Source organism: Lysinibacillus boronitolerans JCM 21713 = 10a = NBRC 103108 (assembly GCF_000772935.1).
Classification (GTDB): Bacteria; Bacillota; Bacilli; order Bacillales_A; family Planococcaceae; genus Lysinibacillus; species Lysinibacillus boronitolerans.
The window spans coordinates 151,997-164,636 of sequence record NZ_JPVR01000077.1; the positions used below are offsets into that span (position 1 = coordinate 151,997).

Here is a 12,640-nt window from a genome sequence, read left to right on the forward strand (position 1 = left end):
CCCTTATACTAAACATTTAGTTAGTTAATAGTCTTTATTAAAATTCATTACATAATATATATTTGCTTGGTCTTCCAACTCTTGATAGCTATTTATCTGTTTCTTCTCTAAAAATTTTCGAAATCCAGCTATTGAACTAATTTTTTGCCAAAAGTCATCTTTTTGCACTGTATAGATTGCTTTACGTGATCGATTAACTACATCCTCTAATTGACAACTATTAAGTTCTTTCATAAATTTTAACGTTTCTTGATCTCCTACTAATCTACCGTTTAAATAAGTAAGTAATAATTTAATATCATTTCTAGTTGCTTTTTCTGTTGCATTTAATTTTGTCATAGTCATAAATATGTACACCTACTGTTTTATAAAGGTTAGACAATAGTGATTATGAAAGGATCCACTTTCACTATTGTCTTATCATTAATTTATTTTGATGAAACTCTCAATAAGAAGTCACTAACGTCATTTTCTGGTCCTTCAAAAGCGACATCTGTATTAATCGCCTCAAAATGTTTTCTAGCAAATTCAATTTTCGATTGCTCTTCTGGACGTAATAATCCCAAAATGTCTGTTCCTTTCGTTTCTAATACGAAATAGAGTTTTTCTACGCCACCTTTATTAATGACTGCTGCCCAGTCAGGGTTATAGCTGCCCACTGGCGTATCGATCTTAAACCAATTTGGAAGTTTTACATACACTTTGACATTCTCATCAGATTCAAATCGTTTTGCAAAACTTTCCTCAATATCAGAATCATAAAGAACATGATCAAACGGCGACTTTGAACTTTCTACTGCATTATCATTCAAATAAGCAAGTAATTCTTGGTTTTGGAATAGCTCAACTGCATAAAATTCGTCATCCATTTTGTAATATTTAATCCCATCTTGAAGAATAAATTTCATTTCACGTAAGATAATCTTCGATACTTCTACAATGAACTTTTGAGGATTATTTTTAAAATCCTCTAGTCGATTACTGCCAGTTAAAATGCGAACAACTGTTTTACGTGTTAAGTTCGTACGGTTTTGTAGTTCAGTGATCACATCAGGTAAAGTATGGTGTAAAGATACATAATTCTCTACTCCTTCTTTCACTGTAACAGTTTCTAGGCCTGTTAGACGATCCATTGAGGAAATTGCGTCTTTTCGGCTAATCATTCGTACCTTTTCAATTTTCTTCATTCCTTGAATACTGTCAATAGACTTTTTAATTAGCTCGTCACTATCAAATTGAATGGAGTAAACTGTTTTATATTTAATCTTGTCCCAAAGTTCAATAAATTCATGACTATCTAGGATTGCCTTATTTAGCTTTACTTTCTTCTTTTTAGTTCCATCTTTGATTGGTAAACGCTCTGTAATACGTTTTAACTCTATCATAATCGCTTTATTCCACGGTTCAAATTCTTGCGGAATATCGACTTCATAATGTTCGATGGCTTCTTTTAAAACAGATGTAGCTTTGTCTTTTTCATTGATATATCCTTTTTCTTTAAAGTCTTCGTATAGCTTCTTAGATAGATCGTATCCAAGTTGTTCAAATTCTTCTGTTTCTTTATTTAAATAAGATACATTTGCAAATGTATGTTTTTCAATTTTACCAAATGTAATTCCTGATTCCTTTTCAATTTCATTTTGTAAGCCCATTACAAATTCTTCATAAGATTCGTTTGCCATAACCGTTAACGTATTAACATTGTAATCTGGTTCACGTTTTCCATTCTGATTCACTGCTAGACGTAAACCTCTTCCAATTTCCTGTCTACGACTAACGTAGGTTCCACTTGAATCTTTTAGCGTACAAATTTGAAAGACATTAGGATTATCCCAGCCTTCACGTAAAGCGGAATGTGAGAAAATAAAGCGCAGTGGTTCATTAAAGCTCAGTAATCTCTCTTTATCTTTCATAATTAAGCTGTAAATATCTGTATCAGCTTGCGTATTACCCCTTGTATCTTTTAAATTACCTTTTTTATCTTGAGCAAAATAGCCATTATGAATTTTTTCTACATCGACATCTACATCAATTTCTTTAAACAGAGTGTGATATTTTGGCTTTTGAATTAGCTTTTTATATTCCTCTTCAAACATAACTGCATATTTACCTTTTACTGGGTTTCCATCTTTATCGTACTTACGATAATTGGCTACTTTATCAATGAAAAATAGACTCAATACTTTAATACCTCTTGGATTTAACCGTAGTTCTTTATCAAGATGTTCTTCTATTGTTTGATGGATTTGATAACGCTTAATTGTATCATCATCGAAATCACCAATAGAATCACCTATCCTTAACAGGTTACCACCAACTTCAACGGACTCATTACCTTCTGTCCACTCAATTTGCTCAATTCGATAATCTCGATATAGCTCACGTTCACCCGATATATCGAATAGGTCATCTCCGTACTTCACGTTTTTTACCGTACGCTTCACTTTCCCTTTTGTTTCTACATCCAATTCTAGTTTTGCTTTTCGTTCCTTTACCTCTATCAATTTGATGTACGGTTGATTGAAAGATTCTTCAGAGCGAATAGACATTACTTCAATTTTTTTCACCAATCGTTCGTTATACGCGTCCACCGCATCTAGACGATAAATCATATTATATTTATCTACGTGTGTTGCAGAATACCGCAATGTACATAATGGATTTAATGAAGCTATAGCTTCTTTTGATTTATCTGTTGTATCAACACTTTGTGGTTCGTCAATGATAACAATTGGATTGGTTTGTTGAATAAATTCAATTGGTTTATATCCATTTAAACGGTCATTTGGACGATGAATGACATTTGCCTTATCTTCTTTTTCAGGATCTTCAAAGCTTTTACGGAACGCATCGATATTAATTATCATCACTTGTATCGTAGTTGCTGTTGAAAAACTACGAACACGATCTAACTTGTCAGAATCGTAAATAAAATACTCTAAAGTTTGATTATCGTATAAACCTTTCAAATGTTGTTCAGTTATTTGTAACGATTTATATACCCCTTCACGAATTGCAACAGAAGGCACAACAATGACAAACTTTGTAAAACCGTATTTTTGGTGTAACTCATAAATCGAACGTAAATAAACATAAGTTTTCCCAGTCCCTGTTTCCATTTCAACTGTGAAATTTAAGCCATTTAAACTTTCACTACGAGGTAAACCGTTAAGAGCTTGAACTTCTTGTACATTTTGTATAATTTCTTCTGGTGTTAAATCTAATCGATTTCCGACTCCTAATGCAGTCTGAATTAACCCCGCCTCTTCTCCATAAGATACAGTAAAGTTTGATTGACGAACAGGTTGTCCTTGAAAAACCTTCACCACAGAATCAATTGCTTGAAGCTGGTAGGGTAATTTAGATTCAAAATGAAGCTTCATGTCTACACACTCCTAACATCAGTGATTCCGTTTTTCTTCAACGTTTGAATGGCATTTGTTTTCACCGAATCATCAAGGAAACCAGTCTCTTTAAAAATTACTTTCGTATCAAAATCTTCTGGTTTCAATTTGATAATTTCATGCACTATTTCTAAACTAATTTCATTTTCTAAACATAGTAGAACCGCTCCAAATCCAACATTATAAATGACTTTACCATTGATATTTACTTCTTCGATTGGAGTAGTTAGTGGAATACCAATCTTTAATAAAATTTCAAACAATAAATCTTCTCTCGTACGATCCTCTTTAATATTTTCCTGTAGCTCAAAAAGATTATCTTCGAGATTTTCTATATTCGGATCCCAAATTTTAACATTAGATGAATCCAATTTAAATACTTTAAAACCAATATCTAAGTCAGATTTCCCTGTATCTTCAACGATCTTATCTCCTGCGCGACGGATGCGTTCTTTTCCTATTTCACAAATGTTTTTGAATCCGGCTTTATATGCTTCAGATTTCTCATCAGTTACTTCAGGTAGCTGAATAAGAATAAATTTTCTATTTCCATTATCCTCTGAGTTTAATTGCATTACTGCATGTGCAGATGTTGCTGAACCAGAAAAGAAGTCTAATATTATATCATCGCTTTCTGTACTAATAGAAATAAATCTTTTTATAAGTTCAACAGGTTTAGGGAAAGGAAATATTTTTCTATTAAATATACCTTCTACTTCTGCAGTGCCTCTTCTTGTGGATATTTCATTATCTAATTGTAAAGATCTAATCACTTTTCCTGTAAGTCTTGTTTTTTGCACTACACGATATTCTCCAGAGTCTGTTTTATAACCTACTATTTCATCATTTAGTCCTTGCTTTGCCTTTTCTTTCCCCCATCGCCAAACTCTTTGAATACCATCTTTCCTTGAAATTACCGGAAATACTTCTATCCAACCTTCTCTATTTTCTAATCCGATTTCATAAAAGTTTTCATCTAATTTATTATTTGGGTTTAAGTAAAATGGATAAAATAAATTAGGTCTTGTTTCAGGGTTAAATGCTACGTTACCGTTATACAAAGGATAAATATTAAATTCTCCTTTTGCATCACTATACTTAAACTCTTTTTCTTTTTCAGGTAGTATATTAGTCTTCGTTTCAGATATATCTTTAGCATAGAACAGTGCATAATCATTAGTTTTTGCTATATGCCCATAGTCAATTGCACTTGGTGATGAATTTACTATGAACATTCCAATAAAATTGTTTTCTCCAAAGATTTCATCACATATTTTTTTTAAATTAAAGGCTTCTGTATCATCTATAGATATAAAAATCACACCATCATCTTTTAATAAATTCCTAGATAGTTTTAATCTTGAATACATCATATTTAACCAATCAGTATGAAATCTACCATTAATTTCTGTGTTTGATTTAGTGATCTGTTTGGTTAATTCTTTGTAGTTTTTAACATTATCCCTAAAATCATCTTTATACACAAAATCATTACCAGTATTATAAGGTGGGTCAATGTAAATCATTTTCACTTTACCGAAATATGATTTTTGAAGAAGCTTTAGTACTTCTAAATTATCCCCTTCAATATAAAGATTCTCAGTTGTATCCCAGTTCTTACTCGATTCTTTATCCGGAAGTAATGTGCCAGTAGAAGGTGTTTGGGCAAGTTTTAAGCTTTGTGCTTTCCCATGCCAAGTGAATTCATACCTTTCATTATTCGTATCTATTTCATCACCTAGCACCAATTTTAATTTGTCAAAATCAATTTTCCCTTCCGTTATAACTTCGGGAAATAAAGCTTTAAGTGCGTTTATATTTTCGTGTGTTAGGTCAAGTGTTTTTCCATCTAACTTCTCCATTTACTATTCTCCTTTACTTTCAAAAGTTGTTTTTTAGCTGCTCAATATCCATTGTTAATTGTTGAACCTTTATATTCATTTCCACTTTCTTATTAAATTGTGTTTCCTTTTTTATTGCAGCTATTAGTCTTGATATTGCTAGTTCTTTTTCTTGTATATGCTGAATTAGTAAGAGTTGCTGTTCTCTTTCTTCATCCGACTTTACAATAGTAAAGTCACCAACCGTTTTTGCGTTTTCAAAAGCTTCCACTGTAAGGTCCATGTCTTTATAAAATTCATAGAAATTAGCAAAATTCAGATTCACTAATTGGAACGATTGAAGAAAAGCTGTTTTTACTGAATCAGTAATTTGATCGTCTATCCAATTTGTACGATGTATTGTTTCTAAAACAACAGCAGCTCTATTTACTTTGTTCAATCGTTTGATACAAGTACTAATGAGAATTTGATCTTGCCACGTAAAGGTAATAACCACTGGATGAGGCAATGCTCCGTGAATAACTTCTTCTAATACATTAACATGTTTATCTAATGTCTCTTCTTTTAAGGAAGCAGTAACAAACATTACCCCTTCGTAATGGTATTCTTCATTGATCATAGGTTGAATATTGATTGTGGAAGGTGTTAAAAGATATGAAAGTTCTAATCTTTCAACAAACTTTGATATTACATTTTTCTCCTTTTGTTTGATATCTGCAAAGTCATAGAACATCTTCTTATCTAGTTTTTTATTTAAAGGAGTCAATCTGCTTTCTAGACCCATCCTTTTATAAAGTTTTTTCGCTTCTATGTTCAATCCCCCCAAGATTCATCATTTAACAATTAAATACGAAACAATTTCAAAATCTTGTATGTTTGTATTCGTACTAGTCACAAGACTATCCAAACTACCGAGACTAAATATATTTAGCGTTGTTTGTTGTTCGATTTTGCCTAAGATTTCATCCGTTGCTTTTTCGAGTAATTCTTTATATGGACCCATCTTTTTCCCATTACTTGTTTCGTCATAAAATAGTTGGTATAAATCTTCTACAGCTGTATGTTGTCCTAGACATAATGAGCGATAAATATCTAATATTTTTTTCACTTTTACGTGTGAATATAAGACATCTCCATTTTCTTTCATATAAATGAGAAAATAAGGGAACAATGCGTTTTTTTCTTTTGTATCTGTAATATTACCAATTTGTTTCAAGCAGAAGATGATACCCGGTTGAATTTCCTCTTGAAGATTTTGATTATGATTTTTTGTAATACTAAATAATCCTAATGGAGCAGTTTTAATGTCTTCTCCGTTGTCCTTCATAAAGTTTAGTAAATCCATCCGGAAATCATCCATTGTAAAATCAGTGAGGCTGATTGTACCATTTACTTCCTCTAAATCAATAACTTCATTTTGAAGCTTTTCTAATTGTTTACGACGATATTCTAAATCTTTCATTTCATTACTATCTTCCACAATGACGTTTTCTTCACCGGTAGATGAAATATCTAAAATGGTCATTCGATTTTTCACTCGACCAATTAGATTGATGTATTCATCTAATTCCATTGATGGCCAGAAGTTAACCAGCTGAATATCGTCATTTTTACTTCCTAACCGGTCTATTCGTCCAAAGCGTTGGATAATGCGAACTGGATTCCAATGAATGTCATAATTAATAAGATAATCACAATCTTGTAAGTTTTGTCCCTCTGAAATACAGTCTGTTGCAATTAAAATATCAATTTCTTCTTTCATTTCTGGCTGAACTTTCTCTCTTTCTTTTGATAATGGAGAGAAATTTGTTAACACGTTATTAAAATCCACTTTCTTCATTTTCAACGTAGTCTTTGGATTATCTGATCCTGTCACAATGGCTGTATGGATAGAAAAGTTTTGTGAAATCCACGAATGCAAATTCTCATATAGATAATTTGCTGTGTCAGCAAATGCGGTAAAAATTAAAACCTTTTTATTTCCTTTATTAATAGGGTGATTAATTTTTTGCTCAATTATCTGTTTCAATCTATTTAATTTTTTATCTCGCTTAGCATCTATTTCTCTTGCTTGCGATAAAAGTTTTACTAAAATTTCTTTATCATACAATAAATCTTGCTTCCAACGAATTAAATCTACATCTCTCGGTAGAATTTTCACTTTGGAACCAATGAATGCATCCGAAAGTTCAGGATCTTCTACATCTAAATTCATTATGTCTAATGAAACATCAAACGTATAATCATAGTTTTCTATTTTCTGGATATGTAATTCAATATTTTGAATAATTTTTTCTAATGTTAATGTAAATGAACTGATAGAGCTTTCCAGTCGTTTTAATAAATTTGATTTCATTAAGTAAATCAAGCTATTTTCACGGTCCGTTTGTTTGAACACTTTTCCATTTGCAATTTTTGTATCATATTTCTCACTATAAGTCGCTCTCATATTTGGCAAGATATATTGCATTGGTGAATAAACCGCTAATCTTAAACGCAAAATCTCATTATTAATTTGTTCCATAGGCGGAAATTTTTCAATTTCATCGATGGATTCTTTTATATTCAGTGGGTCTAACCGGTTTGGAAACTTCCCAATATCGTTCATGTTGTAATATTTCTCAATATGGCGACGAGATCTTGCAATTGTTAATGAATCTAATAGACTAAAATAATCCCAATTTAACATATCTAGTAATCGATCAGTTGTTCGTTCTTCTTCAGATAAGCTACTCCACTTATTATATTGAGTTTGGGCAATCCGAATGGTATGGGTTATATTTTTGATATTTGCTGTCTTCTCTAAGGCAGTATCTTGTCCTTCCGTTATAAAGGCAATCTGATTCTTTAAATCATCTAGCTTATTGTTTACAGGTGTCGCCGAAAGCATTAAGACTTTTGTTTTAACCCCAGCTTTTATAATTTCATCCATTAATCGAGAGTACCGTGTAACACGGTCATTTCGAGCCTCATTGTTTCTAAAATTATGAGATTCATCAATAACAATTAGGTCATAATTGCCCCAATTTATATGTTCTAGATTTATATCTCCGCTGTATCCTGACTTACGTGATAAGTCTGTATGGTTTAATAAGTCATAGGAAAAGCGATCTTCTGCCAGTATATTGCGTTTATCATTTAAACGATAAATGGACCAGTTTTCGCGTAGTTTTTTTGGTGCTAACACAAGGACACGATGGTTACGCAACTCGTAGTATTTAATCACAGCTAATGCTTCAAATGTTTTCCCAAGACCAACACTATCCGCTATGATACAACCACCAAATGTTTCGATTTTATTAATTGCACCGACAACCCCATCTTTTTGGAAGTTGTAAAGTTTGTTCCAAATTATTGTATTTTCAAATCCCGTCTTTTCTTGTAAACTTCGAAAATCACGGTTTCCATCTAAGAATTCTTTAAAGAGATTGTAAAGTGTAACGAAATATATAAATTCAGGAGAGTTTTCCTTATATAGCAATTCAACTTTCTTTATAATTTTATCTTTTACATCTTTAAGGATTTGAGTATTCTCCCAGATTGATTCAAAGCTTTGTAACAACTGTTGATTAGTAGCCTCTTCATCTACAATGTTATTAATATATATATTTGAAGAATTACTAAATCCTAATCCCGGACTAGAAAATGGCGCACCACCCACTAATCCTACTTGATTTCCATCTTTATTTAATACATGATAAAGCCCACCCTCAATTCTTTGATCCACAACCGATTTGAATTGGGCTTTTTTCTTTAACCATTTCGTTAATTCTTTTGCTAAATAGCTCTGCGTTAAATCTGCTTTATATGTTTGTTCTTCTCTTACACCATATAAACTAACTTCATTATGACCATTACTGTCTTCTACAAACGATGGTTCAGTAAAAATAAATCGAAATTCATCAATATGAGATAGTTCCTTTTTTAATTCAACGAAAGCGTACAATGTAAAATGAGCTGCTGCTATCGAGATTTTACTTCCTTGCTCGATATTCTCCTTTAAAATATCACCAACGATACCTGACTGTTTATTATCAATAATTCCTTTAGACATAATGCAACGCTCCTTTTTACGGACCAAAAGTAGTATATTTCAATTTTTTAAAATTTTTGATTGTAATTGATTGACGATATGTTAAAATATTTCTCTCAACTAATTTAAGTATATTGTATTTAATATATATAGGCTACAATTAGTGGTAATATTTAACTTAGAAAATACTACATTATAGTATAATTAGCACTTCATTTTACAAACTATATGGAAAATCATACTTTGCTTAACGCCATTATAATGATTGTATCAGTATTTTCCGCACAAATTTCATACTGAAATGATTGTTTTTATACAATAACTACATGAACTCTTGCTTTTTACAAGAATCCTGTACCGAGATATGTAAAATATATGACTGGGCGAACATTCGTTTAGGACATTTCTTCCTAGACATTTAACAATTCCTACTGGATTTAATTATCTTACGACAAAAAAGGCAGTAGGCGACGAATGCTACCTACTGCTATATTCTTATCTAGTTGTTTATTAATGTAAAAATTTTTAATTACTATTCTTTACTTTATTATCCCCTTACCCGTTTTTAACTACTTATTAAAATAATTCTTTAATTCATTCCATGAATTATAAAACTCAGATCTTAATCCTTGTTTTTCGTGTACAACTCTGCTTTTTTTTTCAATAAAATCCTCAATTGCTAAACAAGCAAATGCTTTGTCTTTAAAGTTATATCCCACAATGAAATCGATATCGTTCAATTTAACCTTCTGATCCTCAAGATTTTCAAAAGCATCGATTTTATATACTTGATACGGTAATGTAGATTCCTTATAAGCGTAATCATATTGAAGGTGTCTAACTAATATTTTCGCAGTTTTACCATTTGCTGCTGCAAGTATATGATAATTAGGATTTACCTGTGATGATCTAGATACATTAAAACCTTGTGCTACCAATATATCAGAAATAACTTTTACTGCTTCATCTTGATTATACATAATAGAAGAACTAATAGTTTGTCTTGGTAAGTCAAGGATGCTTTTATCAATGCCAATTGTTAAATATTCGCTTCCGTATTTTTTTTCAAGGCCACTTGATAAGATAGTTGCTACACGCTTTGCTAATATTATATCCTCTTTACTATATGTAAACTTATATTTCAGCCAATCATTTGCATCTTTATCTTGGAGTAAATTATATACTTCATTATATTTATCAATTTTTCTTAAAAAGTCACCTTTCAATCTTACTTCCACATATTTAAGATTTATTGAACTCTTATCTATCAATGGATATTTAACTCCACCATACTGAATAGATCCAATTTGCATATTACCCACATCTAGTTCTTTGGGTATTAATAATTGTACTGATTCAGAACGTTCTGATGGTAAACTGATCTCAAGGTTGATACTTTTGAAGAAGAAACATATTTTAACTAACAGTTTTTGTATATTTCCATGTTCATATTCTTTTTTATTCAATCTCATCGCCCCTAGCTTATATAATATCTTATTGTTAAAGTTGCTCCTTTACCTTTTGCTGGTGCATGAAGTATCTCATCTTTTGATCTCTTCATAGAATACATAACATCACAACAAAGAGGCATACTGTGATTCTTAGAAGGATAACCACCTACACTTCTATGAACATCCCCCGAAACAATATCTACGTATGGCAATCCCTGCTCTTTAGCTTCATTTATTAATCTAGTAATTTCGTTTTTAAAAGTGTTACTTTTCAACACATTCCCCCCCTTTAAAAAAACATCCTTTTTTTATGTACGTACTTGTAGCTGTTTGCTAATCTAATATCCATAAATTCCTTCTACCTACCAGTTAAACTTAATCTGTTTGAGGTGATGCTAATAGACAAATTCAATATCTTGTTGGAACCATCGTTCACTTGCAAAACTAGCTGAGTATTCCATTGAATTCCCCTCACTTTTCCTCTTATTTGGATTATCTAGAAATGACGTAAATGAGAAATCGGTTTACTAGAAAATTTACCACTAATGGGGAATCTAGTATATTATTATGAAACTTTCTATTAAGATACTCGTATTACTTATAAGAACCATTTTTTAGGAGGTAAATTTGATGAGAGAGGCTTGGCATAAGAACGATGAAAAGATTTATTTGATTCCACAAAATTTATCGGAAAGAGAAGTCGAAAATCATAAGCAAATAGCAAAGAAAGGTACATTTACTTGTCCCTATTGCGAAGCAAAGTTAATTGTAAAAAGCGGAGACGTTCTTGGAAATTATTTTTCTCACCTTCATGGCGAAGGATGTGAAATTTCAAAACAAAGTGAAGCAAGGTACAAAAAGTACGAAAAGCAAAAGAAAAATGATACACCACGACATCCACAAATCTTATCACTCATGAATGATGAATTAGAAGTTCTATCCAGAGTTTACCCACATCTAACTAGTTCTTACGGTTATTTAAATACTGAATTTAGTAAATATATCCCTGACATCTCACTTAAAATCAACGACCAAAAATATGCCCTTACTATCATTACGAACATTAGCAGTTCAACTGATGCTACCATAGCAAAAAACATGGATAAGCAAAAACAATATTACGAATCACTTGGATATGAACCTCTATTCTTTATTGAACGGAGTCACTTAGGAGTTGATATTGATGGACAATCTTTAGTACTTTGGGCAACTGAACATGAAGCGTTAACAACCCAAAAAGCCGATAAAAGTTGGAAGTGTTTTTTAAGTAATTTAGCCCCAATCAATGATTACCATCAAATTTTAAACCTTCCAAATACAGATTTGAATGTAAAAAGCATTATGTACATAACACCAGCGGATGAGGAAATTGCAATTGAGGCATTCCATGTACTGGAACAGCCAAATACTACACCTGTAAAGGCTTATTTTTTAAGTAGCCCATATAAACTTACATTTTCTAAAGCATTTAAACTAGCCGAAAATACACTATTATTGGCAGATATGCAAATTGAAAGTGGGAACCAATCAATATACGCAGAGAATTTCAGACAAGCGAAAAGCACATTTATAGAACAACAAAAGGAATTAGAACGAATCAGAGAGGAACAAGAAGCACTTGCAAAACTCAAAGAGAAAGAAAGACGAAAACAAGCAGAAGAAAAACGAAAGGACTATCAAGAAAGTTTAAAAAATAGTTCATATAAAAAAGCGGATAAAATAGCGAAGCTCGAATTGTTAAAACGAACTTATAACGCTAATAATTAGTTGAATTCTAACTCCAAATTTACTTTAACTTTGGTATAAGTTTATTCACTAACTCTATTAATTCTTAATGAGACAATATGAATAATACATATAAATATTTTTTCTATCAATCAACAATCCTCTATCAACAAGTTATTTATTTGA

At 31.5% G+C, this 12,640-nt stretch carries 8 protein-coding genes; 1 reads left to right on the plus strand and 7 read right to left on the minus strand.

The window, feature by feature from the left end; translation table 11 throughout:
• Positions 1–24: 24 nt before the first annotated feature.
• From CD31_RS15110 to CD31_RS15140, 7 genes are all read right to left on the minus strand, one after another.
• Positions 25–345: a hypothetical protein gene (locus CD31_RS15110; RefSeq protein WP_036078757.1), complete on the minus strand. Its 321-nt coding sequence runs from the start codon at positions 343–345 to the stop codon at positions 25–27.
• Between the two features lie 83 nt (positions 346–428).
• On the minus strand, positions 429–3,383 hold the full coding sequence (locus CD31_RS15115) for a type III restriction-modification system endonuclease (RefSeq protein ID WP_036078759.1): 2,955 nt from the start codon (positions 3,381–3,383) through the stop codon (positions 429–431).
• A 2-nt stretch (positions 3,384–3,385) separates the two neighbouring features.
• A complete protein-coding gene (locus tag CD31_RS15120; RefSeq protein ID WP_036078761.1) occupies positions 3,386–5,266 on the minus strand; it encodes a site-specific DNA-methyltransferase in 1,881 nt (626 codons plus the stop codon).
• Between the two features lie 19 nt (positions 5,267–5,285).
• Positions 5,286–6,062 carry a DUF4391 domain-containing protein gene (locus CD31_RS15125; RefSeq protein WP_244905036.1) on the minus strand — a complete coding sequence of 259 codons (777 nt, stop codon included), beginning with the start codon at positions 6,060–6,062 and terminating at the stop codon, positions 5,286–5,288.
• Between the two features lie 15 nt (positions 6,063–6,077).
• Entirely contained in the window at positions 6,078–9,299 is a 3,222-nt protein-coding gene (locus CD31_RS15130; RefSeq protein ID WP_036078764.1) for a helicase-related protein, read from the minus strand.
• A 548-nt stretch (positions 9,300–9,847) separates the two neighbouring features.
• A complete protein-coding gene (locus tag CD31_RS15135; RefSeq protein WP_036078767.1) occupies positions 9,848–10,744 on the minus strand; it encodes a group I intron-associated PD-(D/E)XK endonuclease in 897 nt (298 codons plus the stop codon).
• 11 nt (positions 10,745–10,755) lie between these two features.
• Complete coding sequence (locus CD31_RS15140) at positions 10,756–11,004, minus strand: hypothetical protein (RefSeq protein WP_052125388.1); 249 nt, start codon at positions 11,002–11,004, stop codon at positions 10,756–10,758.
• Between the two features lie 355 nt (positions 11,005–11,359).
• Here CD31_RS15140 and CD31_RS15145 point away from each other — a divergent pair, with 355 nt between their 5' ends.
• A complete protein-coding gene (locus tag CD31_RS15145) occupies positions 11,360–12,496 on the plus strand; it encodes a competence protein CoiA family protein (RefSeq protein WP_036078769.1) in 1,137 nt (378 codons plus the stop codon).
• The last annotated feature ends 144 nt before the right edge of the window (positions 12,497–12,640 follow it).